The organism is Proteiniborus sp. (assembly GCF_040308045.1).
Lineage (GTDB): Bacteria > Bacillota > Clostridia > Tissierellales > Proteiniboraceae > Proteiniborus.
The window spans coordinates 59,532-83,447 of record NZ_JAWRHZ010000061.1 but is presented as its reverse complement, the minus strand read 5'-3'; the positions used below and the strand labels follow the sequence as shown (position 1 = coordinate 83,447).

The following is a 23,916-nucleotide window of genomic DNA, read 5'->3' as shown; positions in this document are numbered from 1 at the left end:
TAAATAGGGAGAGAGTTTATGGATCAAGTAATATTAAAAGAAAACGAAAGAATAGATGATCTTCAATGTAAAGGACTTAAAATAATACAAAACACAGAAGGATTTTGCTTTGGAATGGATGCAGTACTTTTATCCAATTTTTGTGATATGAAGAAAAACTCTGAGGTAATAGACTTAGGTACAGGCACAGGCATAATACCACTGCTTATATTGGCGAAAAACAATGTAAAAAAGGTATATGGAATAGAAATACAAGAAGAAGTTGCAGAAATGGCTAAAAGGACTATGGCAATGAATAGACTTGAAGACAACATAGAGATAATCAACACTAATCTTATTAAAGCACCTGAAATATTAGGCGTAAATAAATATGATTCAGTTACATCAAACCCACCTTATATGCTTCAAGGAGGAGGCTTAATAAATCCAGAAGACAAAAAAGCCATATCTCGGCACGAAATAACCTGCACCTTAGAGGATGTAATAAGAACTGCCAGTAGGCTGTTAAAGCATAATGGAAGCTTTTTCATGGTACATAGGCCTCATAGGATAGTAGATATTTTTTGCTTACTTAGACAATATAAGCTTGAGCCTAAAAAAATCAGATTTGTACATCCAAAGGTTGGGGATAAACCTAATCTTGTTTTAATAAAAAGCATAAAAGCATCAAAACCAGAACTCAAATTTGAATCTCCGCTGTATGTTTACAACGAAGACCAAACAATTACAGATGAAATATATAAGATTTATGGAATGGAAACGAGGTGAACTACCTATGAATGAAAAAGGAATATTATACATAAGCCCAACACCTATAGGGAATTTAGAAGACATTACATTAAGGACATTAAAAGTATTTGAGGAAGTAGATTTAATAGCAGCAGAAGATACTAGACATACTATAAAGCTTTTAAATCATTTTGATATAAAGAAACCACTTACAAGCTATCATGAGCATAATAAGAGAGAGAAAGGGAAAACCCTAATAAATAAGCTATTAAATGGAGAAAACATAGCATTAGTATCAGATGCAGGAATGCCAGGTATATCAGATCCAGGAGAAGATTTGATAAAGCTAGCCATAGAAAATGAGATTGAAGTCATAGCATTGCCAGGACCTACTGCTTCTATTCTTGCCTTAGTACTCTCTGGGTTACCTACAGGTAAATTTGTATTCGAAGGCTTTTTGCCATCCAACAAAAAAGACAGAAGAGAAGCTTTAAAAAATATTGAACACGAAAAAAGAACAATAATACTATATGAATCACCATATAGGGTAAAGGCACTATTCGATGATATGTTAGAAATATTTGGACAAAGGGACATAGCAGTTTGTAGAGAGCTTACTAAAAAATACGAAGAAATATTTAGAGGAAATATAAAAGAGGCAATAGATAAATTTACTCAAGACGACCCTAAGGGAGAATTTGTGATAGTAGTCAAAGGTTCTGATAAGGTAGAGATTAGCCATGAAATTCAGGAGTGGACGAATATGTCTATAAAAGATCATCTACTCAAATACATAAATGAGGGGATGACTAAAAAAGATGCAGTAAAAAAAGTGTCAGAAGATAGGAATTTGCCTAAAAATGATGTATATAAGGAAAGTATAGATATATAACAATTTCACTAATCAAATATTTATAGTTATTCAACTTATTAAAATTTTCTCATTCATACAATAAGTGAAAAAGAGATTCTATAAACTATAGAATCTCTTTTTTGATAAATAAGTGAAATAGAAAATATGTAGTCTATTTACTTAATTCTTCTAGACACTCAGGGCAAATGTTTTTACCTTTAAAAACAGTTATGTCCTTAGCTTGTCCACAGAAAATGCAAGCTGGAGCATATTTTTTAAGTATAATTTGCTCTCCGTCTACATAGATTTCAAGAGAGTCTCTTTCAGCAATGTCAAGAGTTCTTCTTAACTCTATAGGGATTACAACTCTACCAAGCTCGTCTACTTTTCTTACAATACCTGTTGATTTCATTTTACATCCTCCTATACAATGTGTCAAAATTCGACTTGTTTTTACAGATAAAATTGTACCATATATTCCAGTAAAAGTCAACTTATTTATTAAAAAATAATTTTTTTGTATTTTTATTTGTCTCTATGGCTACTTCATCAAAAGAAATTTGCCTAAGCTCTGCAATCATTGCAGCTACGTATCTTACATTTAGAGGTTCGTTTCTCTTTCCTCTTTTAGGCTCTGGTGCCAAGTATGGAGAATCAGTTTCTATTAGCATTCTATCTAAAGGTATATTTTTAGCAACTTCCTTTGAAACACGTGAATTTTTAAAAGTTACTGGTCCTGCAAAAGATAGATAAAAGCCCATTTTCAAATATTCCTTAGCCATCTCAAGGCTTCCAGAATAACAGTGAAGCACTCCAGAAAGATTGCCGTCTGCTTCTTGTTTCAAAATATTATACATATCTTGACTTGCTTCTCTTTCATGGACTATTATTGGAAGCTGTAGTTTTTTTGCAAGTCTAATTTGCTCAATAAACCATTTCTTTTGGGCATCTCTAGGTGAATAATCATAATGATAATCTAAACCTATTTCTCCTATAGCTACTACTTTCTCATTATTTGCAAGAGAGGATAGCAGCTGTATAGTTGCATCATCCATATCCTTAACATCATGAGGATGAACACCTACAGCTGCATATATATTATCATATTCTTTTGCCAAAGATATTGCCTTTACAGATGATGCAACATCTGATCCAGGATTTATTACAAGCTCAATGTCCTGATTATTTAAATCCTTGATTATCTTATCCCTATCATTATCAAATTTTTCATCATCTAAATGTGCATGACTATCAATTAGCATTTTTTATCCTCCTTACTTAACCTTTGCTCCACTTCCAATGTCATCCATTATAGTGACAAGTGTAAGCTTCTTACCTTTGTCTGCTGCTAGTATCATACCGTGAGATTCAATACCTCTAAGCTTAATTGGTTTTAGATTGTAGACTAAAACTACATTTTTACCTATTAGTTCCTCAGGGTTATAATACTTAGCTATTCCTGATACGACCTGTCTTTTTTCATCTCCAACTTCAAGCTGAAGCACTAAAAGTTTATCTGCATCTGGGTGCTTTTTAGCCTCAAGCACCTTAGCTACTCTTAAGTCAACTTTATCTACATCATCAATAGTAATGTAGTTTTCATCTTTTTCTTTATTCTCAGTTTTTTCTTCATTACTATGTTTTTTGCCATATCTTTTTTCGATAAACTTTTCATTAAATTCATTTATTTTTTCAAGCTCTTGTTTTACATCAAGTCTTGGGAACATTGGAGCTTCTTTTCTAACTTTAAGACCTGCAGGAAGGTTACCCCAATTAGCTAAATCATCCCATGATGTTCCTTGACCATGATCCATACCGAGCTGTTTCCAAATACTATTAGATGTTTTTTCCATAAAAGGTCTAACAAGAACAGAAACTATTCTAAGTGATTCAGCTAGATTATATAAAACAGTATCTAACCTAGGCTTTTTATCTTCTTCCTTAGCTAATATCCAAGGAGTAGTTTCATCTACATATTTGTTTGCTCTGCTTATTAGTTTCCATATTTCCTCAAGAGAATTTCCAAAGCTAAGATTATCCATATGTTTTTCTACTCTCCCAGCTGTAGAAGTAGCTAGAGCTATTAGGCTATCGTCTACCTCTTCTTTTACTTTACCCTCAGGAATTATTCCACCATTATATTTATCAATCATAGCTACAGTCCTACTAACTAGATTTCCTAAATCATTTGCTAAATCTGAGTTAAGTCTATTCAAGAACTTTTCCTTAGTAAAAGAACCATCTTGACCAAATGAAAATTCTCTTAACAAGAAATATTTCAAAGCATCTACTCCATATAACTCGATTAATGGCTCAGGATAAATTACATTCCCCTTTGATTTTGACATTTTGTCATTGTCAAATAATATCCACCCATGGCCAAATACTTTTTTAGGAAGTTCAAGGTCTAAAGCCATTAAAATAGCAGGCCATATTATTGCATGGAATCTGACAATTTCTTTACCAACAAGATGAATGTCTGCTGGCCAATATTTTTTAAACTCTTCATCATTATCTGATAGATAGCCTAAAGCAGTGATATAGTTGCTTAGGGCATCAATCCATACATATATTACATGTTTTTCGTCAAAAGGAACTTTAATACCCCAGTCAAATGTAGACCTTGAAACACATAGATCTTCTAGACCAGGTTTTAAAAAGTTATTTAACATTTCATTTCTTCTTGATTCAGGTTGTAGAAACTCTGGGTTTTCTTCATATAATTTTAGAAGCCTGTCTTGATATTTAGATAATCTAAAGAAATAAGCTTCTTCTTTTGCTAGCTTTACTTCCCTATTACAATCTGGACATTTTCCATCTACTAGCTGGCTTTCTGTCCAAAATGATTCACATGGAGTACAATAATGTCCTTCGTACTCACTTTTATAGATATCACCTTTATCATAAAGTTTTTGAAATATTTTTTGCACTATTTCTTTATGATCTTCATCTGTAGTTCTTATGAGTCTATCATAAGTAATGTCTAGAGTTTTCCATAGCTCTTTAATATTTCCTACTATACCATCTAAGTATTCTTTTGGAGTAAGGCCTTTTTCATGAGCTACAGTTTGGATTTTTTGACCATGTTCATCAGTTCCAGTAAGAAACTTTACATCATATCCAAGTAATCTCTTAAATCTTGCAATTGTATCTGCAGCAACAGTACAATAGGTATGCCCTATATGAAGATTATCACTTGGATAATAGATAGGCGTGGTTACATAAAATGTCTTCTTTTCCATAACAAAACCTCCTGTCATTAATTATTAGTTAAACGATTGTTTAACTATTGCTTAACTATTGCTTAACTATTGTTTAACTATCGTTTAACTATTGTTAAACTATCGTTAAACTTCATTCTTAATTTTCAATCAAAAAAATAAAACCCTCATCCCTATTATATAGAGACGAAGGTATATTCCTCGTGTTACCACTCTAATTTATCTAAGCCTCACGGCTTAGAACTCAGTAAGTTACGTTCATAACCTTGTTTGTCTAACGGAAACAAATCCGACATAGCCTACTCTAATGTTCAGCTACATAGCTTAGGGTCCATGTTCAGCTCAATGTCTAACGCTAGCTTTCACCTAACCTAGCTCTCTAATGGAGAGACATACAAACCTACTCTTCCCTTCATCGCTTTTTAATATCTTTTATCATATTAACAAAAACTATACACATAATGTTTAAATTTGTCAAGCCACCATGCTAAGAAAAATAATAGATTTATTCATATCCGAAACCATGAGCGTATATTTCTATTATCTAAACACAATATTACATATAAGCACAGAAGCTATAACAGCAGCAATGTGAGATATAATAGCTGCAGGCAATGTGTGTCTAGAATCTTTTATACCAACAACTCCAAAATATACAGCCATAGTATAAAAAATAGTTTCAGCAGAGCCCATCATGGTAGATGCAACTCTTCCAATAAAGGAATCAGGTCCATATTCGGTGACTATTTCCTTCACAACAGCTAGTGCTCCACTTCCGGAAATAGGTCGCATAAGTGCAAGAGGTATTACTTCCTTTGGAACACCTGCTATTTTTGCAAAAGGAGTTACTATATTTACCAGTATATTCATAGCACCAGATCTTTTAAATATTCCTATAGCTATAAAAATAGTTATTAAATAGGGCATTATTCTTAACGCAGTATTAAATCCTTCTTTAGCGCCTTCTACAAAAGCGTCATATAGCCTTATTCTTTTTATGTAACCATATATTAATATTATACTCATTATGATAGGAATTATTGATACAGATAATATTTTTAATACTTCTATCATAAATAGCTCATTCCTTTTTTTCCAAAGTTTTAGCACATAATATACCTACAATAGTAGAAACAGCAGTTGCAATGAGAGAAGTACCTATGATTTCTGTTGGATTCAATGAACCTGCATCTGCTCTAATCTTTAAAACCGTAAGAGGAACAATCTGTATAGAAGACATATTAATTACTAGAAACATGCACATTGCATTTGTGGCTCTTTTCTTATCTTTATTTAAACTATTCATTTCTTCCATAGCCTTTAAACCTATTGCAGTTGCAGAATTTCCTGCCCCAAACATATTCGTAACCATATTCATTACAATAGCACTCATGGCAGGATGCCCTTTAGGTATATCAGGAAATAAAATGCTAGTGATTGGAGTAAGTAATTTGCTAAAGCCTTTAATCAAACCAGATTTTTCAGCTATATTCATGAGTCCTAGCCAGACTGCCATTATACCCGTAAGGCCTATAGCAAAGGCAACTGCATCAGAAGCATCTTCTACAATAGCCATATTTATAGAGTCAATATTTCCAGTAGCAGCTGCAGTTACAATACCTATGACTATTAAAAAGAACCAAATGTAGTTTATCATTATTTAGTCTCCTTTAACTATTCTTCACATTTTCAATTTTTATAAGTAAATTCCCTTGGAGGGGATTAAGTTTCTCATAAATAAAGTCTTGGATTATCAGACATATATGTTAGATTATATGCACCCAAATATCTGAGAATTACAAAATCAGCTGAACCTTTATTAGCAAATCTATTTGACCCTTTCTGTCGCATTTCCCGGGAAATTCTATTAAAATGTTGATTCGCGTATATTCTTATATATTCATATCTGAAACCGAGAGCGAATATTTCTATTGTATTTCTTATTCTTATATCAAAAAAATAAGACTAAGTATAAAAGCACTTAGTCTTAAATTCTATGTTCTTTTTACATATAGTATCAATTATTGTTCTTCATCCATGTACATTTCTTCATCCATCATGGGCATAATGGGATACATAGAATCCATCATTGGATACATAGGATTGTTCGGATACATAGGATTGTTCGGTGGCATAGGATTGTTCGGTTGCATTGGATTATTTGGATACATCGGGTTGTTTGGATAAATTGGGTAAATTGGATACATTGGTTCCATGAAACCTTCCTCTTCATCTTCAACCATATGTCTGCCCAAATTTGACATACACATCATCATGCATCTCATCATCATAGGATTCATCATTGGGCAATAACCCATTGAAGGATACATTGGATATGTTGGATAAGTTGGGTATTTAGGTTTTTCTGGATATTCTGGTTTTGGTGGACATTCTTCAGGCTTTCGTGGAGGCATACAGCGCTCTCTAGGTCTTCTTAGCAAATCATCTCAACTCCCTTTACTGAAATAGATAATAAAATATTATTTGTTGGCTAATATCATTATATGAACTACATTATTAACCGTTACTTTTTGTTGAATAGCTGACTGAAAAATCATTTCATAGATAATGGGAATTAATTAATAAGAAATATTACTAAAAGTTAACATGTTACTCTCGCGTGTTGTGAAGGTATAAGGTATAAACTTTGAAAATGTGGTTAAGACTAATAGCTAGTACCTTTAAGGACAAACCATGTTGACTTATTGTGAATTGAATTTAAGTTAATATTATTTTGAGGAAAATGTTAACTCATATGACAATTTGACGTATAAATTTGACAAATTATTTCTTATAAATTAAAATAAACAAATGGTTTTGCTAAATAGTAGAAATTAAATATAGTATATTTAAACTGCTAGAAAACATATTATAATATATAAAACTTAGGAGGTTTAAAATGGAACAGAAAAACAGGGGGTATAGGCTTTATACTATTATTGCCATGATCCTTACTGGAGTCGCTGTATTTTCTCTTACAATATACGATGTCATGACGAAAAACATTGATATTGTAGTTGATGGGAAAGAAATCTCTGTGAATACTAGTAAAAAAACTATATCAGAGATATTAGAAGAAAAGGAAATAACATTAGGTAAATTAGATCATATAAATATATCTGTAGATAGTCCCTTACAAGACGGTATGAAAATAGAGATAAAAAGGGCAGTTCCAGTTACCATAAACTATGGTGGCAATCTATTGGAAATTAAAACTGCTAAAAACACAGTGAAAGAAGTCTTAGATTCAATTAAACTAGACTATAATCAGGATAAAATCACACCGTCACTAAACAACAAAATTAACTCAGGTATGGAAATAGACATAGTAAGAATAGATGAAAAATTTGAAACAATAACTGAAGCAATACCTTACAAAACAATAGCTAAGGACAATAATGACTTAGATAAAGGAAAGTTAATAACAATACAGGATGGACAAGAAGGAGTTAAGGAAGTAAAAATTAAAGAAGTATATGAAAATGGGAAACTATTATCGTCAGAAATAGTTGAAGAAAAAACTATAGCAGAGCCAATTAATGAAATAATAGAAAAAGGGACAAAGGAAAAAGAATATACCATTGCATCTAGAGGTACTTTCGCAGGCAAGAGAGAGATAGTAATGGTAGCTACAGCTTATGATCTATCTTATGAAAGCACTGGTAAAAGACCAGGAGACAAATGGTATGGAATTACTGCATCAGGAACTCAAGCAAGACCAGGAGCAGTAGCAGTTGATCCAAAAGTTATTCCATTAGGAACAAAGCTTTATATCGAATCATTAGATAGCACACCAGACTATGGCTATGCAATAGCAGAAGATACTGGAGGAGCCATAAAAGGAAACAGAATAGACCTCTTTTTTGAGAGTGCAAAAGAAGTAAAATCATTTGGCAGGAGAAAAGTAAAAGTTTATATTATTGGGAAATAGGGCAGGCAACTGCTCTATTTTAATGGGAAGAAATACAATAGAAATATACACTCACGGTTTCGGATATGAATAATTCTATAGCTCACTCCAATCAAAAATCCTACAACTTGCAAACCCGCTTCGCTCAAACAGTGCAAGTTGCTTAACGGATTTTTGATTTGCTTTCGCTAAGAATTATAGTCATATCCTGAAATGTTCGTTTAATATTTCTAATGTATTTCTTGAGATGAAAATATTTTTATTGCAATGAATATTTATTTAAAATCAAATAAAAGTTATAATATATACAGTATTTCCACTATGATTGTGAGGAGAAAAAATTATGATAAAAGAAATAATAGTAGTAGAAGGAAGAGATGATATATCAGCAGTGAAGAAAGCAGTTGACGCAGAACTAATAGCTACAGGTGGTTTTGGAATCACTGAGGAAACAATAAAAAGAATACAAAAGGCTGCAGAAAGAAGAGGCATTATAATATTTACAGATCCAGATTTTGCAGGAGAAAAAATTAGAGGCATAATATCCAAGAAAGTAAAAAATGCAAAACACGCATTTTTACCAAGAGACAAAGCCACAAAAGATGGAGACATAGGCATAGAGAACGCAAAGCCTGAAGATATAATAGAAGCATTATCTAAAGCTAGAGTAGAATCAACAGAACCATTAACTGAATTTACTAAGGAAGATTTGTTAATGTGTGGACTCTTAGGAGATACAGATTCAAGTATAAAAAGAGATTTAGTAGGAAGAATGCTAGGAATAGGATATTGTAATTCAAAACAGTTTTTGAAAAGACTAAATAATTATGGAATAACCCGGGATGAGTTCGAAGAAAGTATTAGGAGGTTATATAATGAAGGAAGGGAATAAAAAGCTTTATTCACCTGTTGTTATCAAAGAAATTATAGAAAAATATGGGTTCAAATTTTCAAAAAGCCTAGGACAAAACTTTTTGATAGATGGCAACGTAATAGACAATATAATAGAAGGTTCTAATATTGGGGCAGATGATGGAATAATTGAAATTGGCCCTGGGATAGGGACTCTTACACAGAAATTATGTGAAAGTGCAGGGAAGGTTATAGCCATAGAATTAGATAATAACCTTCTCCCTATTTTAGAAGAAACATTAGAAGGATATAATAATGTTGAAGTAATACATGGAGATGTTCTAAAAGTTGATTTAAATCAATTAATAAAAGAGAAACTAGAGGGCAGAAAAGTAAAAGTAGTAGCAAATCTTCCATATTATATAACCACCCCTATAATAATGAAGCTTTTAGAAGAAAACTTAAATATAGATAAAATCGTAGTGATGGTGCAAAAGGAAGTTGCATTAAGAATGAAGGCTGTGCCCGGAGGGAAAGACTACGGAGCATTATCTGTTGCAGTACAGTATTATTCAGAACCCAAAATAATCGTAGATGTTCCTAAAAATGTTTTTATGCCAAAACCTAATGTGGATTCAGCAGTAATAATGCTTGATGTATATAAGGAATCGCATATAAAAGTTAAAGATAAAAAACTATTTTTTAATATAGTAAAGGCAGCATTTGGTAAAAGAAGAAAAACTCTCTTAAATGCACTATCCAGTGGTATAGAGCTAAAAAAAGAAGAAGTATTAGCAGCTCTAGAAAAAAGTGGAATAGACCCAACTAGAAGAGGAGAGACACTAGATATTACGGAATTTGCAAGATTATCAGATGAAATATATGACAGGATGAACAACTATTAGTTCACTATTTCCCCTTTTATACATATATTAATAACAAGGAGTATAAAGGAGGGAGACAATTTGAGCTCATTCATGAGAAAGTTTGTGATATTAGAGGAGCAGCCTGACTACTATAAAAAAGTGCAAGGGATAACTCCCAAAGGTCATATGAATATTGAAGTAAGAGACGGTAGAGGAAGATTAACTCTTAATGTTGATAATCTCAAGATAAATCCTGACGAAGAAAAACTCTACAAGGCTTGCCTAATAGGGCTGGACAATAAGAATTTTGTAGATGTTGACCTAGGAGTTATAGTGTTAAACGAGAGAGGAAAGGGAAGTTTGGAGTGGAGATTTGATCCAACATCAGTAGGAGGTACAAGTCTTTCCATAGAGAGATTTAATAATGTTCTCGTCAAAGAAGTGGATATATCAAATGAAAATAATGATATGGTTGTCCCTCTATCAGGTTATATTTATAAAAAAGATGGTAGCCTAGTTAAGCTAATGAAAAAGCAAGCTGAAAAAGAGATTAGTAAAAAACAAGAGATAGAAAAGCAAGAGATAGAAGAAGCACAGATAGAAGAAATTGTAGCTAACAATGGAGAGGTTTTAGAAGATGTAGAACCTGAAGAAGCTCATGAACAATTAAAAACAGAAGAAGACAATATACAAGAAGATACATATATAGATTTTGAAGAAAAAGCTAGTAAGGAAGAATATATAGAGGAAGTTGAAAAGGCAGAAGAAGAAATTGAGCTAGAAGAGCAAGAAACAAGAATAGATAGTTTCAAGGAAACCACACAAGAAGAAGTTCAAGAGGAAATTCACGAAGAAGCATCAGAAGAAAGACAAGAAGAAAAAAGAGAAGAAGTGTACGAGAAAAAAACACAAGAGGAAGAGAAAAGTGAGTTAGAAAAATATAATATAGAAGCTAAAAAATTAGAAGCTCAAGAATTAGAAGATGAAGAAGTTAAAGTAGATGAATTTAAACCAGAGGAATTAGGAATAGAAGACCTATCTATTGAAGATATAATTCCATTAGATATAGAGATAGATAAGCTTGAGAATCAAGATATTGAAGTAGCGGAGCAAGAACAACAAGAACAACAAGAACAACAAGAGCATCAAGAGCAACTGGAAGAACAAGTTGATAGCACAAGGACTATTTGGATAGACTTAGAAACTGGAGAAGAGATACAATATGAAGAAGATGACATTATACACAACCATCAAGTTACTTATAATTATGGAGACTATATAGAAAATACTTATGGTAGCAAAATTAACAAGATGGATAGTCACATGAAAACTGTGAAAAACTACAGTATGCAAGTAGCAAACTATACAATGGATATTTTAAAATTCTTTGAAAAGGTTGAGCCATTTAGGGAAAATCTAAGAGATTGTACATGGTGGAAGATAGAGTATAATAACGAGGACTTTCAAAGAGGATTTCTTCCTTTCTATAATTACTTAGTAAATGCATATTATCCATATCCACTAACTTCAAAAACTACCACCTGTCAAAGCATGATAGAAAAGTACGGACATTATATTTTTGGCACAGTAACAAAGCAGGGAGAAATACAATACTACGTATATGGAGTACCAGGAAAGTTTACCATAGCAGAGCATCCTTACAATGGTTCTACAGGCTTTAATACATGGCTTAAAGATAAGAACTCATCAGAAGGATTGGGCTATTGGCTTATATATGTAGATGCATTAAGTGGCAAAATAGTAAATCCTGTAAATCCAACAATACCTACTAGATAACTTTTGTTTTCATGAACATTTATAACATAAAATCTTCTTAGTCATTCTGAGACGCAGTCGAAGAATCCTGTTGTTATAACAATAGTTAAACAGAGAGATCCTTCACTGACCCTCAGGATGACATAGATAAACATTTCTAGTGACCTCAAATCAAGAGGTTATTTTTTTATATTAAGGAAATACTCAAAATATGCTATAATTTAGTAAAAGAACAATAGGGGGAATGAAAGTGCATGATATCGAACAAGATTGGATATGCAATACAACTGAAATCAATAAGGATGCTGTTGACAGAGTAAAAAGAGACATTCTTCCAGAAGAAACAATAATAAGCTTATCGGAAGTTTTTAAAGCTTTAAGCGATCCTACAAGGCTTAAAATAATATATCTACTTTCAAAACACAATTTATGTGTATATGATATAGCAGATATACTAGATATGAGTCAATCAGCTATATCCCATCAGCTAAGAGTACTGAGAGGATTGAGACTTGTAAAGTTTAGGAAAGAAGGTAAACATGCAATATATTCATTAGATGATGACCATGTTCTTCAATTATTTAAACAAGGTTTAGAACATATATCCCATGAATAAAAAATAATTTATTTTTCTTGAGATTAAAAAAGGTTTTTTTAGGGTAATATAGAAATAATCTATGAGGAGAAAAGATATAATAGATTATTTTTATAGAGGAGGAGTGCAAAAATGGCAAATGTAACAATATACACAAGTAACACATGACCACATTGTACAACTGCAAAGCAGTACCTTTCGGAGAAAGGTGTAGGTTATACAGAGAAAAATGTGCAAACAGATCCTAGTGCCAGAAAAGAATTAATGCAGAAGGGCTATATGGCAGTACCTGTAATAGTAGTAGATGGAGAAGAAATAGTGGGCTTTGACAAAGCAAGATTAGAAGAACTCCTATAATATAATAATATATATAAAAAACCTTGGCAAAAGCCAAGGTTATTTATTTAATTCTGTAAGAAGTTTTTCCAAGTCTATTCCATGTACCATAGCAGCTTGCTCTAATGACTCCATTTGAGAAGAAGGGCAGCCGATACATCCCATACCAAATCTTAAAAGAGTTTCTACAGCTTCTGGCTTTTCTCTTAAAATTTCACCAATAAGCATATCTCTAGTTATAGCCATTCTAATTTCCTCCTTAATCCTAGTTTAATATAATAATATCATATAATAAAAAGTTTTATGTGATTAAAATCACACCATACAATTATTATATCATTTCCAACACAAAATATAATATACTAATTAAGAAAAAATGGCAATATCAAATAAAAAATGAATAAAAAATAATATTTTAGCCAAAATACATATGAGGAGGGATGTTAAATGCCAGATAATGAAAGAAACAATGAAAGGACAAGAGACAACAACAATTTTAGTATTACCGAAATGATAGTTAGAGTAATTATAACAGCTATAGTTGTTGGCTTAACCGCTTTTTTCACACCAGGCTTCAGTATTGATGGTTTATGGAGCTTAATCATTGCCAGTATTGTCATAGGGATATTAGACTACTTAATAGAAAGATTTACTGGAATGGATGCTTCTGCATTTGGCAAAGGAATTAAAGGTTTTTTAGTTACAGTAGTAATCCTATACGTAACAAGACTAATCGTTCCTGGGTTCAATGTAACTTGGCTAGGAGCAATCATTGGTGCATTAGTAATAGGAATAATCGATGCCATAATACCAAGCAAAGCAGCGGTTTAATTTTGAGTGGAAACCAATATTAGGCATAAGTGATTTTCAATTGAAAACAATATTTAATACCAAATGGAACCCTGTATCATTGAAAGATACAGGGTTCCATTTATATAAGAACAATAGTATAATGGTATTATATTATATCAATTGAAAATGGGGTGTCAAAATTGAATAATGTTAAAGTAGTAGATGATAATGAAAGATTTAGGATTGCCAGTAGACTAACTTGGTTCACAATTATTCTAAATGGAATTCTTGCTATATTAAAAATTGGTATAGGTATTATATCAAGTTCAACAGCAATGATTGCAGATGGGGTTCATACTGTTTCAGATGTAGGTAGCTCCTTAGGTATTATTGTAGGCTTTATAATTTCTAAGAAACCCGAGGATTCCAAGCACCAATATGGACATGAGAAAGCTGAATCTATAGCAGGCTTTGTTCTATCCCTTATGCTTATTGCAGTTGGTGTCAAAATAGGATATTCATCAATTGAAATTATGATTTCAGGAAATACCAAAGTTCCAGGTGTACTAGCGTTGTGGGCAGCAATAGTATCAATAGTAGTTAAAGAATTTCAGTATAGAATAACTATGAGTCAGGGAAAAAGGATAAATAGCAGCGCTTTAATGGCAGATGCTTGGCACCATAGATCTGACGCGCTATCATCCATAGGTACACTTGTAGGTATAGCAGGTGCAAGATTAGGATACGAAATTTTTGATCCATTAGCAGGACTTATTGTATCTGTTATAGTTGTGAAAGTTGGTGTTGAATTGTTTTTAAAGGGCTATAATGAACTTATGGATTCATCAATAGAAGAAGATAAGCTTATTCAAATATCAAATTTAATTTTAGGAGAAACTAAAATTGAAAGTATATGTGATATAAAAGCGAGAAAGCATGGCTCAAAAATTTTCGTAGATGTTGAGGTCTGTGTAAATCCTAATATCTCTGTACTAGAAGGACATGATTTAGCTGAAGATGTAGAAAAAGTTGTGTATGATAATTTGGATAATGTAAAAAAGGTTTTAGTTCATGTAAATCCCTATAATGAAATTGAAGATATATAGATTTCTATATTTGTTTCTATAATTCTAATTATTAGTTAACCTATAAAATTTTTTGAAGCTTTTACAACCCGTGGAATTTTCCACGGGTTTTTTGCATATTAAATAATAATTTGATATATTATACCCCTGTATGGTATAATTTTGGGTATATAAATATTAGTGTTAAGATTTATATTTAAGGAGTGAATTATGTGACCGATATTTCAATGTCAGCTGTTTTTATAGCAGGGTTATTATCTTTTTTCTCGCCCTGTGTGATTCCATTAATACCAGCATATATAACATATATAACTGGCACTGCATTAGAAGAAGAATTGGAAAACAGAAAGGTTCTTGCCCTTACTAGAACTTTAGGTTTTGTTTTAGGATTTACTATTATATTCATGATTATGGGAATATCCGCAAGCTTTCTTGGAAGACTTTTTAGAGTATACAAAGCACAGTTTTCTAAGATTAGTGGAGTTTTAATAATTGGATTAGGACTTAATATGATGGGGATATTAAATTTAAATCTTTTAAACAAAGGAAATAAAATTAAGCTTCCTAAGATAACTAGTTGGTTTAGCTCTGTCCTAGTTGGAATGGCTTTTGCTGCTGGTTGGACTCCATGTGCTGGAGCAGTTTTAGGAACCATACTTTTACTTGCAGGAAATACAGGAACAGTGTCAACAGGCTTCTTTTTGTTGCTGTTTTATTCTTTGGGTCTTGCTATACCATTTATTTTAACAGCATTACTTATAAGTAAATTTGGGAAGTTTTTATCTAATCTAGAAAAAGCACTTCCATATATAACGAAAATTGGCGGAATGATTGTAGTAGCTTTAGGGCTTTTAATTTTCTTTAATAAAATATATTTAATTGCTAATATTTTTTAATTTTGGTTTTCTTAGGAGGTCTATATGAAAAATAAAAAAATAATCATAATTACTTTAGTTATAATCGGAATAATTGCTGCATCTACTGCATTAGGTCTTTTTGCATTCAGGTTTTTAGCAAGGACAGCTGCAGAAGAACAAAGGAAGGTTGTAGAAGAAATTCAAAAAGAAAATAATCTAAATAAAATACAAATGGAAGATATTATTGAAATAGGAGAGCCTGCTCCAGATTTTATATTAGAAGATTTAGAAGGCAATAAAGTATCCCTTAAAAACTACGAAGGAGAAAAGACTGTATTATTAAATTTTTGGGCGTCTTGGTGTCCACCATGCAGAGAAGAAATGCCTGATTTAAATAAACTATATGAAGAAAATAAAGATGACGATTTTATAGTTCTTGCTGTGAATGTTGGAGAATCTGAAAGTGCAGTTAAAAATTTCATTGAAGAAAATGGATACACTTTCCCAGTATTATTAGACGAAACCCAAGAAGTGGGAGTTACCTATAATACTTTCTCAATACCTACATCAGTAATGATAGATAAAGAAGGGATAATAAGAGCATATAGACCTGGTCTCATGACTTATGAACATATGATTGAAATGCTAGATAATGTAAGATAGATAATAATCATATTTCCATAAGAAAATAAACCTAAATATGAGATTAAATATAAGTATTATTAAATAGAGTCAGGAATAAATAAAAATCATTGACCTCAAACTAAATATGTAGTACAATAAGTTTAAAGATACCCATAGGGGGTATATATACAACAAGAAATATTAGGAGGGTTAATGATGAATATAAATGTAACAGAAAAAGCTCAAGAAGAGCTTAAAAAAATATTAGATAAGAAAGGCTCAAACAGTAAATCCGTAAGAATATATATTGCAGGTGTTGGCTGAGGTGGTCCATCTTTTGGAATAGCTCTGGATGAGCAAAAAGAAAATGATGATGTAACTAAAATTGGTGAATACAATTATTTAGTAGATAAAGATCTTATAGACACTTATGGAACATTTAATGTAGATTACGTAAATGATTGGCTAAGAAAAGGATTCTATATTATGCCAAACAGAGGCGGATCATCCTGTAGTTAGATTACATTAAAGAGTAAGGCGAAAGCCTTACTCTTTTTGTATTAAAAACCTTAAATTGCATATCTATTTTTTGATTAATTGAAAGAATTATGGATATACATATTAGTAGTATTATCAGGAGGAGAAATATGATCAACTATAGGAAGAAAGAAATACGAAAAGAAATGACTAAATTGAGAAATCAATTGACAAAAGAACAGGTGAGTTCCTTAAGCGAAAAAATTATTTCAACTCTGACAAAGCTACCTATATTTATAAAAAGCCAACGAATAATGCTCTACCTAAGCTTTGGCAATGAGGTTGATACATTTAATCTAATCGAATATTGTCATGGGAATGGTAAAAGCGTAATAGTTCCCTTTTGTATAGATGAAGGGAGAAAGATAGTTCCTACGGAAATTAAAAGCGTGGAAAATGATTTAGTAAGAAGTAACTTTGGATATTTAGAGCCTAAAAAAGAACTTGTAAAGCCAGTGGGTACGGAAAATATCGATTTAATAATACTTCCAGGCCTTGCCTTTGATAGAGGCTGTTATAGGGTGAGTTATGGAGGTGGCTATTACGATAGATTTCTTGGGAAGCTAAACTTTACAATACCTACAATAGGACTGGTTTATGATTTTCAATTAGTGAATTTAATACCAGTAGAAGAACATGATATCCCAGTAGATTACGTTATAACAGACAAGAGAATAATAGTCAGGTAATATGATAACAGCGGCAAGGGGGAAAATAAATGGAAAACCAAAACAACAATAATAATGAGGGAAAGAAAGTACAGAAAAATGTATGCGAAGAATGTGGAAGCATAATGAAGCCAGAAAGTGGCTGCTTCATATGTCCAAATTGTGGATATAGCCCTTGTAGTATATAATAGAAAAAATAATCCCGTAGACATTCTAAATCTACGGGATTTATTATATTACAGGGACACTAGAATTATCTAGAGAACATTTCTAGTGTATTTGTATCTTTGATATTAATTACATCATCTCCAATTTTTCATGCAATTTTATTTTATTGAATAGCCGAGAGTGTATTGGAGCTAAAAATCTGCTCATTTGAAAATCTCTCCTTTTTAGATATAATATAATTATCTAATAATGCATAGTGCCATACATTAAGCTAATATTTATTCTGAGAATTATAAACCATAATTATAATATACATTAATATTTATACTATTAATGTGGTTAGAATCACATAATGATGTGATAAAAATCACATTTAATATAAAGGGGAGAGAAGATTTATGAGTAATGTTATAGATTTGGAAAGAGAATATAAAATCTGCAATTTGTGTAAAGGAAAATACTGCGCCCATAAAGTATCAATATTTTCAGTTCTTACTGAACAACAACTAGCAAAATTAACAGAAAAGATATCACATAAAAACTATAAAAAAGGCCAGATTATATTTTTTGAAGGGGATATATCAGATAAGCTTTATGTCATAAATAAAGGAAAGATTAAAATATTTAAATATACTAGAGAAGGGAAAGAACAAATACTCTATATCTTATCAGAAGGAGATTTTGTTGGAGACTTAAGTCTTCTAAAAAAAGACGAGTTCAAATTTAATGCAGAGGCATTAGAAGATGCCAATATATGTGTACTGACCAAGGATGATTTTGATGGAATAATAAAAGAAAGCCCTGAAATAGCCATCGAAATATTACAAGTAGTTTATGATAGAATTGTGAAACTGGAGAATCTTATTCAAAGTCTAAGTACAAAAGATATAGAAGCTAGAATAGCAGGACTTTTACTAAGCTTCGTAAAAGATTTTGGAATGGCTAAAGGTGATGTGATAGAACTAGAACTACCATTAAGCAGAGAAGATATAGCAAACTATATAGGTGTCACTAGAGAAACCATAAGCAGAAAACTAGGCAGTATGCAAGACCAAGGAGTAATAGAGCTAGTAGGAAGTAAGAAAATAATAATTAATGATATCGAAGAGTTAGAATATATGACAACGTAGATATTTGATATATTTCAAGTATTGAGTGTGTAAAAACCTATTCTAATAATTATTAATATATGTTTTTTGGTATGCAAACCAGTCTTACAATATTTTCATTGCTAAGACTGGTTTTGTTTATTTACTACAAAAATAAATAGATGCTGAAAATGTATTGACAGAAAATTTAATAAATAATACAATGGAAACATTAATTTAATTATAACTTAATTAAGTTATAGTTAAAAATGTTAAAAAATTTATTTTTACTGAGAGGAGGAGAATTAAGTTGAAGATTACTAATGTGAAGGTTGAAAAGCTGCAGTTAGAATTACACAAGCCCTTTAAAATTGCTCTTGGAGTAATAGAGCATGTAGATACTATGCTTGTAAAAGTTGAAACAGATGAAGGAGTATATGGAATTGGTGAAGGTGCACCAATGGAATTTGTTACAGGAGATTCCATTGACCATATAAAAATAGTTACAGAAATGCTAGGAAAGCTTATTATAGGTCATGACCCTCTTAATATGGAAAAGCTCCATAATATAATGGATAATGCTATTGCAAGAAATACTGGAGCAAAAGCAGCAATTGATATTGCTTTATATGACATTAAAGGAAAGGTTATGGGAGCACCACTGTATAAAGTCTTAGGAGGAAACTCAAATAAATTTGATACAGATATAACCATAGGTATTGCAACTCCATCTGAAATGGCAAAAGAAGCTAAAGAAAGAGTTGACCAAGGCTTCAAAATATTAAAAATAAAAGCTGGGTTAAATCCAGAAGAAGATATTGAAGCTGTAAGATTGATTAGAGATTCTGTTGGAAAAAATATAAGGCTAAGAATGGATGCAAATCAAGGCTGGTCAGTATCTGAAGCAGTTAAAGTAATGAAAGCAGTACAAGAATATGGTGTAGAAGCTGTTGAGCAGCCAGTACCTTATTGGGACATAGAAGGAATGGCTTTAATAAGAGAAAAAGTAGACATAATGGTTATGGCTGATGAAAGTGTATTTTCTCCTATTGATGCTATAAGAGTAGTTAGAAAAAATGCTGCAGATGTAATTAATATTAAACTAATGAAAAGCGGTGGATTATATAGAGGAGAACAAATAAATGCTATAAGTGAAGCTGCACATATTAAATGTATGGTGGGTTGTATGCTAGAAAGCAAAGTTGCCATAACAGCTGGAGCTAGTTTAGTAGCAGCAAAGAAAAATATAACAGAAGCAGATATGGATAGCTTCCTATATACAAAAGATCCTGGAATAAAAGGCGGCTTAACAATAGAAAATGGAGTAATCATACTACCAGAGACGCCAGGTCTTGGCATAGATATTGATTTTTAATTATAGGGGCTTTTTATAAATTGATTTATGACAAGAAGTTTATTCAAAACAATTTGTTTCTGGATTATTTTGAGACAAATTGTTTTTTTTAAAAGTTTCTAAAAGTTTCAGAATATAGGCTCAATTTACAAAAAAAGGAGGAATAATATGGTAACACTATTTTCAAGTGCAGGTAGTTTATTAGCAGTTATGGCCTTTGTAGTAGCTTTAGGATTATATTTACAAAAATTTAAAATGTTTAAAAACTTAGGTCCTGCTTTAACCGTAATAATAATAGGTATTATATTATCAAATTTAAGAATTGTACCAAATATGGCAGATGTATATGGAGTTGTATTCCAATATGCCATACCTCTTTCAATGACAATGATGTTATTGAATGTTGACTTAAGCAAGATGGTTAAACTTTCAAAACAGCCTTTATTAGCAATGTTATGTGCTGTTTTAAGTGTTAGTATAGTAGCTTTCTTAGCTGGTCTTATTTTCGCTCCTAATATTGATGAAGGCTGGAAAATGGCAGGTATGTTTGTAGGGACCTATACTGGAGGAAGCTCAAATCTAACAGCTATAGGAACTGGATTGCAAGCTAGTCCTCAAACTTTTGCTGCAGCCAATGCAGCGGACTATGTAATAGGGACTCCAACTCTTATATTTTTATTTGCAGCTCCGGCCATATTAAAGAAATCAAAAAAATTCAATAAATTTTGGCCTTACTCATTGAGTGATGAAGAACTAATCCAAGATGGTGGTCAAAAGTTAATGGACAGCAAAGAATGGAGCATTAAGGACATTGCATGGCTATTTGCTATTGGATTTATAGTTACAGAAGTTGCAACCTTACTATCAAAAATGGCACCATCATCAATACAAAGTGCAATAAGAATACTTTTAATAACAACTTTAGCAGTTGCAATTGCTCAGATTAAACCAGTTAAGCAAATAAAGGGTAGTATAGATTTAGGACTATTTGTTGCCTTATTCTTTTTATCTATTATTGGATTCATGGTTAACTTAAAGGACTTCTTTGGTTCCACTATGCTAATTTCCTTATATTTAATACTAGTAGTTGTATTTTCATTAATTCTTCATATAATATTATGTAAATTATTCAAGATTAAATACCAATATGTTATTATATCAATAGTAGCATCTATTGCAGATGGTGCAAGCTCAGCACTAGTGGCAGCTTCTGCTGAGTGGCAGTCCCTAGTAAGTGTAGGTGTTGTTTTAGGAGCACTAGGAAATGCACTAGGAAACTATCTAGGGATAAGTGTAGCTTATCTAATAAAAGCTCTAATTGGAGCATAATATAAACTAAGGCTCTCTCTAAAGAGAGTCTTAGAATTTATTTATATATCGAATAATCTAATAAGCAACAATTTTATAAAGGATGTGTTTAAATGGCTATGTATTCTTTATATCAATCAGGTATTCACTACGCTGATGTTATAATTGAAGAAGATTCTATTAAGCATATGAAAAAAGATGTTTTCAATAACAATTGGATGGAAGCAAAAACTTTACAAGATGAAGACATCAAAAAATATGAAGAGCTTTACAAAATAAATTTTAAAGATTTAAATGAAAAATTAGAAGAACTCAATAAAATATTCATTGGAAAAACAGATGAAGTAAAAACCTCTTGGGGAGACTTATATAAAAAATCAGAGTATGATGAATATATTTGGGTTCAAAGGAATAAAAAATTTCCTCTTGATGTTGTTGCAGTAGAAAATCAAGTTGTTGGATTTATTGTGACTACAAGAGAAAATTGTAATGTACTTGTTAAAGAAGGATATGAAGACTATACTCCGTTGAAACTATGGAAAGAGAAGTTAATATCTAAGGATAAATATGGAGTAGAGTTTAAAGGGACTTTTATGGTTCCTATGAGAGATGGAATTAAGTTAGCTACTGATGTTTGGCTGCCAAAAGGTATAGATGAAAAAATTCCAACAATATTTGTAAGAACTCCTTACGGTAAAAAGCTTTATGCTGAATCCCATTTCAAATATGTCCAAAGAAGCTATGCAGTAGTTATTCAAGATACAAGGGGTCGAGAAGATTCAGAGGGAGAATGGATTCCAATGTATACTGAAGTTGAAGACGGAGATGATAGCATCAATTGGATTGTGAGCAATGATTGGTGCGATGGAAACGTTGGAATGATAGGTGGTTCCTATGGAGGCTATGTGCAATGGGCAGCTGCAGCTAGTGGAAATGAAAATTTGAAAGCTCTTGTAAGTATTGTTACTGCAGGTGGACCTTTTGTCGATTTGCCAAGAAAAGGTGGAACTTTTGCCTCTGGTACCCTAGCTTGGGCATTTGCAATGGTTGAAAAAAGATTTAAGCCAGAAAATATGGTTAGAGATGATTGGGAAGAAGTACTAAAGATAAGACCTCTGAAAGATATACCTAAGAAAGCACTAGGTAAAGATGTTCCTTTCTGGAATTACTGGATGAACCATGACAAATATGATGATTTTTGGAGCAAGGTAAACTGGGCTCAATACAAGGATAAAATCAAAGTTCCAACCATGATAGCTTCAGGATGGTTTGACGACAATGGAATGGGAACTACAGAAGGATTAGATATAATAAAAGAATATGAAAAAGGAAACAAAAAAGTATTTTTAGGACCATGGATGCACAGTGCTAATACTACAAGAGACATTCATGGAGTAAGCTTTGGAAATAACGCTATCAGATATGACTTAGACTATTATTATTTAGTTTGGTTTGATAAACACTTAAAGGGAATGGACAATGGAATAGATAAAGAACAAGAAGTGGAATATTACACTATTGGAGATAATAAATGGAGACAATCAATGAATTGGTTCCCTGAAGATGTAAAGCTTACTGATATCTATCTAACCAGCGATGGTAATGCCAATACTTCTACAGGAGATGGCAGATTGGATTTCAAACAAGTTGATAAAGAAGGATTTGATACTTATATTTATGACCCCAAAAATCCAGCTCCTCACCTTATAGATTTATCAGAAAACGAAGTAGGCGTTCCAGACAATTATATAGAAATAGAAAAAAGAAAAGATGTTTTAGTATATACAACTAATAAGCTAGAAGATGAAATAACTGTCGTTGGTGATATATATACAGAGTTTTATGCTTCAAGCTCAGCCAAAGATACTGATTGGATTGTACGATTAACTGATGTAGATGAAGATGGAAATTCTATTAAACTTGTGGATGGGGTTTTTAGAGCTAAATTTAGAAATGGCTTTGATAAGATTGATTTATTGGAGCCAAATAAGATAGAAAAATATGCAATCAGAACATCCAAAATAGGAATTACATTTAAAAAAGGACATAGGATTAGATTTACCATTACATCTAGTGCTGATAACTTTATTTTCCCTAACTCCAATACTGGAAACGACCCTGCTTTTGATGCTGATAGTATTCAGGCAACTCAGAAAATATATCATGGAGGAAAATATAACTCATTAGTTAGATTACCAATTTTAATGAATAAAAACTAGGCTACTGAAAAGCTAGAAAGACATATAGAGTCTTTCTAGCTTTTTAATCCAATAAAAAATGGAGATAATATTCTGGAG

Annotated in this window: 25 protein-coding genes and 1 other annotated feature; of the genes, 18 read left to right on the top strand and 7 right to left on the bottom strand. The window is 31.8% G+C overall.

The annotated features are described in order from the left end of the window. Positions 1 to 18: 18 nt before the first annotated feature. Together ABV008_RS13375 and rsmI are read left to right on the top strand one after the other, a co-directional pair. The gene (locus ABV008_RS13375; protein WP_352420333.1) at positions 19 to 768 is read left to right on the top strand and encodes a tRNA1(Val) (adenine(37)-N6)-methyltransferase; all 750 of its coding nucleotides are present in this window, start codon (positions 19 to 21) and stop codon (positions 766 to 768) included. Between the two features lie 7 nt (positions 769 to 775). Further along, on the top strand, positions 776 to 1,621 hold the full coding sequence (rsmI, locus tag ABV008_RS13370; protein ID WP_352420476.1) for a 16S rRNA (cytidine(1402)-2'-O)-methyltransferase: 846 nt from the start codon (positions 776 to 778) through the stop codon (positions 1,619 to 1,621). 133 nt (positions 1,622 to 1,754) lie between these two features. Here rsmI and ABV008_RS13365 read toward each other — a convergent pair whose 3' ends face one another. The 6 genes from ABV008_RS13365 to ABV008_RS13340 all read right to left on the bottom strand — a co-directional run bounded on the left by ABV008_RS13365 (position 1,755) and on the right by ABV008_RS13340 (position 7,244). Next, positions 1,755 to 1,994: an AbrB/MazE/SpoVT family DNA-binding domain-containing protein gene (locus ABV008_RS13365; RefSeq protein WP_352420332.1), complete on the bottom strand. Its 240-nt coding sequence runs from the start codon at positions 1,992 to 1,994 to the stop codon at positions 1,755 to 1,757. Between the two features lie 82 nt (positions 1,995 to 2,076). Continuing rightward, positions 2,077 to 2,844: a TatD family hydrolase gene (locus ABV008_RS13360; RefSeq protein WP_352420331.1), complete on the bottom strand. Its 768-nt coding sequence runs from the start codon at positions 2,842 to 2,844 to the stop codon at positions 2,077 to 2,079. A 12-nt stretch (positions 2,845 to 2,856) separates the two neighbouring features. Continuing rightward, positions 2,857 to 4,824, bottom strand: a complete 1,968-nt coding sequence (gene metG / locus ABV008_RS13355) for a methionine--tRNA ligase (protein ID WP_352420330.1) — start codon at positions 4,822 to 4,824, stop codon at positions 2,857 to 2,859. Between the two features lie 158 nt (positions 4,825 to 4,982). After that, positions 4,983 to 5,228: a binding site (T-box leader), on the bottom strand. Positions 5,229 to 5,343: 115 nt separating this feature from the next. Further along, a complete protein-coding gene (locus tag ABV008_RS13350) occupies positions 5,344 to 5,877 on the bottom strand; it encodes a spore maturation protein (protein ID WP_352420329.1) in 534 nt (177 codons plus the stop codon). A gap of 7 nt (positions 5,878 to 5,884) precedes the next feature. Further along, the gene (locus ABV008_RS13345; RefSeq protein ID WP_352420328.1) at positions 5,885 to 6,460 is read right to left on the bottom strand and encodes a nucleoside recognition domain-containing protein; all 576 of its coding nucleotides are present in this window, start codon (positions 6,458 to 6,460) and stop codon (positions 5,885 to 5,887) included. 364 nt (positions 6,461 to 6,824) lie between these two features. Then, complete coding sequence (locus ABV008_RS13340) at positions 6,825 to 7,244, bottom strand: hypothetical protein (RefSeq protein WP_352420327.1); 420 nt, start codon at positions 7,242 to 7,244, stop codon at positions 6,825 to 6,827. Between the two features lie 458 nt (positions 7,245 to 7,702). Here ABV008_RS13340 and ABV008_RS13335 point away from each other — a divergent pair, with 458 nt between their 5' ends. From ABV008_RS13335 to ABV008_RS13310, 6 genes are all read left to right on the top strand, one after another. Then, positions 7,703 to 8,734, top strand: coding sequence for a resuscitation-promoting factor (locus ABV008_RS13335; RefSeq protein ID WP_352420326.1), 1,032 nt, complete (start codon positions 7,703 to 7,705; stop codon positions 8,732 to 8,734). A gap of 322 nt (positions 8,735 to 9,056) precedes the next feature. Next, positions 9,057 to 9,605, top strand: coding sequence for a ribonuclease M5 (rnmV, locus tag ABV008_RS13330; protein WP_352420325.1), 549 nt, complete (start codon positions 9,057 to 9,059; stop codon positions 9,603 to 9,605). Further along, positions 9,589 to 10,470 carry a 16S rRNA (adenine(1518)-N(6)/adenine(1519)-N(6))-dimethyltransferase RsmA gene (gene rsmA, locus ABV008_RS13325; RefSeq protein ID WP_352420324.1) on the top strand — a complete coding sequence of 294 codons (882 nt, stop codon included), beginning with the start codon at positions 9,589 to 9,591 and terminating at the stop codon, positions 10,468 to 10,470. The genes rnmV and rsmA overlap by 17 nt, the downstream gene beginning before the upstream one ends. A 60-nt stretch (positions 10,471 to 10,530) precedes the next feature. Beyond that, positions 10,531 to 12,228, top strand: coding sequence for a hypothetical protein (locus ABV008_RS13320; RefSeq protein ID WP_352420323.1), 1,698 nt, complete (start codon positions 10,531 to 10,533; stop codon positions 12,226 to 12,228). Positions 12,229 to 12,457: 229 nt separating this feature from the next. Beyond that, positions 12,458 to 12,823, top strand: a complete 366-nt coding sequence (locus ABV008_RS13315; RefSeq protein ID WP_352420322.1) for an ArsR/SmtB family transcription factor — start codon at positions 12,458 to 12,460, stop codon at positions 12,821 to 12,823. A gap of 111 nt (positions 12,824 to 12,934) precedes the next feature. Further along, positions 12,935 to 13,159, top strand: a complete 225-nt coding sequence (locus ABV008_RS13310) for a glutaredoxin family protein (RefSeq protein WP_352420321.1) — start codon at positions 12,935 to 12,937, stop codon at positions 13,157 to 13,159. A gap of 39 nt (positions 13,160 to 13,198) precedes the next feature. Here the strand turns inward: ABV008_RS13310 and ABV008_RS13305 are convergent, their stop codons facing one another. Then, the gene (locus ABV008_RS13305; RefSeq protein WP_352420320.1) at positions 13,199 to 13,384 is read right to left on the bottom strand and encodes a DUF1858 domain-containing protein; all 186 of its coding nucleotides are present in this window, start codon (positions 13,382 to 13,384) and stop codon (positions 13,199 to 13,201) included. Between the two features lie 201 nt (positions 13,385 to 13,585). Between ABV008_RS13305 and ABV008_RS13300 the strand changes: the two genes are divergently transcribed. The 10 genes from ABV008_RS13300 to ABV008_RS13250 all read left to right on the top strand — a co-directional run bounded on the left by ABV008_RS13300 (position 13,586) and on the right by ABV008_RS13250 (position 23,838). Beyond that, positions 13,586 to 13,969, top strand: coding sequence for a phage holin family protein (locus ABV008_RS13300; protein WP_352420319.1), 384 nt, complete (start codon positions 13,586 to 13,588; stop codon positions 13,967 to 13,969). Between the two features lie 161 nt (positions 13,970 to 14,130). After that, the gene (locus tag ABV008_RS13295; protein ID WP_352420318.1) at positions 14,131 to 15,036 is read left to right on the top strand and encodes a cation diffusion facilitator family transporter; all 906 of its coding nucleotides are present in this window, start codon (positions 14,131 to 14,133) and stop codon (positions 15,034 to 15,036) included. 191 nt (positions 15,037 to 15,227) lie between these two features. Beyond that, positions 15,228 to 15,911, top strand: a complete 684-nt coding sequence (locus ABV008_RS13290; RefSeq protein WP_352420317.1) for a cytochrome c biogenesis CcdA family protein — start codon at positions 15,228 to 15,230, stop codon at positions 15,909 to 15,911. A 24-nt stretch (positions 15,912 to 15,935) separates the two neighbouring features. Next, the gene (locus tag ABV008_RS13285) at positions 15,936 to 16,535 is read left to right on the top strand and encodes a peroxiredoxin family protein (protein ID WP_352420316.1); all 600 of its coding nucleotides are present in this window, start codon (positions 15,936 to 15,938) and stop codon (positions 16,533 to 16,535) included. Between the two features lie 608 nt (positions 16,536 to 17,143). Then, positions 17,144 to 17,722, top strand: a complete 579-nt coding sequence (locus tag ABV008_RS13275; RefSeq protein WP_352420314.1) for a 5-formyltetrahydrofolate cyclo-ligase — start codon at positions 17,144 to 17,146, stop codon at positions 17,720 to 17,722. Between the two features lie 29 nt (positions 17,723 to 17,751). Continuing rightward, on the top strand, positions 17,752 to 17,889 hold the full coding sequence (locus tag ABV008_RS13270) for a hypothetical protein (RefSeq protein WP_352420313.1): 138 nt from the start codon (positions 17,752 to 17,754) through the stop codon (positions 17,887 to 17,889). 378 nt (positions 17,890 to 18,267) lie between these two features. Next, a complete protein-coding gene (locus ABV008_RS13265; protein ID WP_352420312.1) occupies positions 18,268 to 18,999 on the top strand; it encodes a Crp/Fnr family transcriptional regulator in 732 nt (243 codons plus the stop codon). A 268-nt stretch (positions 19,000 to 19,267) separates the two neighbouring features. Then, complete coding sequence (locus ABV008_RS13260) at positions 19,268 to 20,332, top strand: mandelate racemase/muconate lactonizing enzyme family protein (protein ID WP_352420311.1); 1,065 nt, start codon at positions 19,268 to 19,270, stop codon at positions 20,330 to 20,332. A 147-nt stretch (positions 20,333 to 20,479) separates the two neighbouring features. Further along, on the top strand, positions 20,480 to 21,640 hold the full coding sequence (locus tag ABV008_RS13255; protein WP_352420310.1) for a DUF819 family protein: 1,161 nt from the start codon (positions 20,480 to 20,482) through the stop codon (positions 21,638 to 21,640). 92 nt (positions 21,641 to 21,732) lie between these two features. Further along, positions 21,733 to 23,838: a CocE/NonD family hydrolase gene (locus tag ABV008_RS13250; RefSeq protein ID WP_352420309.1), complete on the top strand. Its 2,106-nt coding sequence runs from the start codon at positions 21,733 to 21,735 to the stop codon at positions 23,836 to 23,838. Positions 23,839 to 23,916 lie beyond the last annotated feature (78 nt).

Excerpts from the sequence above, each read along its gene's own strand:
- ABV008_RS13365 (WP_352420332.1), bottom strand. The coding sequence starts at position 1,994 with ATGAAATCAACAGGTATTGTAAGAAAAGTAGACGAGCTTGGTAGAGTT.
- ABV008_RS13335 (WP_352420326.1), top strand. The coding sequence starts at position 7,703 with ATGGAACAGAAAAACAGGGGGTATAGGCTTTATACTATTATTGCCATG.
- ABV008_RS13345 (WP_352420328.1), bottom strand. The coding sequence starts at position 6,460 with ATGATAAACTACATTTGGTTCTTTTTAATAGTCATAGGTATTGTAACT.
- ABV008_RS13305 (WP_352420320.1), bottom strand. The coding sequence starts at position 13,384 with ATGGCTATAACTAGAGATATGCTTATTGGTGAAATTTTAAGAGAAAAG.
- ABV008_RS13375 (WP_352420333.1), top strand. The coding sequence starts at position 19 with ATGGATCAAGTAATATTAAAAGAAAACGAAAGAATAGATGATCTTCAA.
- ABV008_RS13360 (WP_352420331.1), bottom strand. The coding sequence starts at position 2,844 with ATGCTAATTGATAGTCATGCACATTTAGATGATGAAAAATTTGATAAT.
- ABV008_RS13285 (WP_352420316.1), top strand. The coding sequence starts at position 15,936 with ATGAAAAATAAAAAAATAATCATAATTACTTTAGTTATAATCGGAATA.
- rsmI (WP_352420476.1), top strand. The coding sequence starts at position 776 with ATGAATGAAAAAGGAATATTATACATAAGCCCAACACCTATAGGGAAT.
- rsmA (WP_352420324.1), top strand. The coding sequence starts at position 9,589 with ATGAAGGAAGGGAATAAAAAGCTTTATTCACCTGTTGTTATCAAAGAA.
- ABV008_RS13350 (WP_352420329.1), bottom strand. The coding sequence starts at position 5,877 with ATGATAGAAGTATTAAAAATATTATCTGTATCAATAATTCCTATCATA.
- metG (WP_352420330.1), bottom strand. The coding sequence starts at position 4,824 with ATGGAAAAGAAGACATTTTATGTAACCACGCCTATCTATTATCCAAGT.
- rnmV (WP_352420325.1), top strand. The coding sequence starts at position 9,057 with ATGATAAAAGAAATAATAGTAGTAGAAGGAAGAGATGATATATCAGCA.
- ABV008_RS13270 (WP_352420313.1), top strand. The coding sequence starts at position 17,752 with ATGGAAAACCAAAACAACAATAATAATGAGGGAAAGAAAGTACAGAAA.
- ABV008_RS13300 (WP_352420319.1), top strand. The coding sequence starts at position 13,586 with ATGCCAGATAATGAAAGAAACAATGAAAGGACAAGAGACAACAACAAT.
- ABV008_RS13255 (WP_352420310.1), top strand. The coding sequence starts at position 20,480 with ATGGTAACACTATTTTCAAGTGCAGGTAGTTTATTAGCAGTTATGGCC.
- ABV008_RS13275 (WP_352420314.1), top strand. The coding sequence starts at position 17,144 with ATGATCAACTATAGGAAGAAAGAAATACGAAAAGAAATGACTAAATTG.
- ABV008_RS13265 (WP_352420312.1), top strand. The coding sequence starts at position 18,268 with ATGAGTAATGTTATAGATTTGGAAAGAGAATATAAAATCTGCAATTTG.
- ABV008_RS13250 (WP_352420309.1), top strand. The coding sequence starts at position 21,733 with ATGGCTATGTATTCTTTATATCAATCAGGTATTCACTACGCTGATGTT.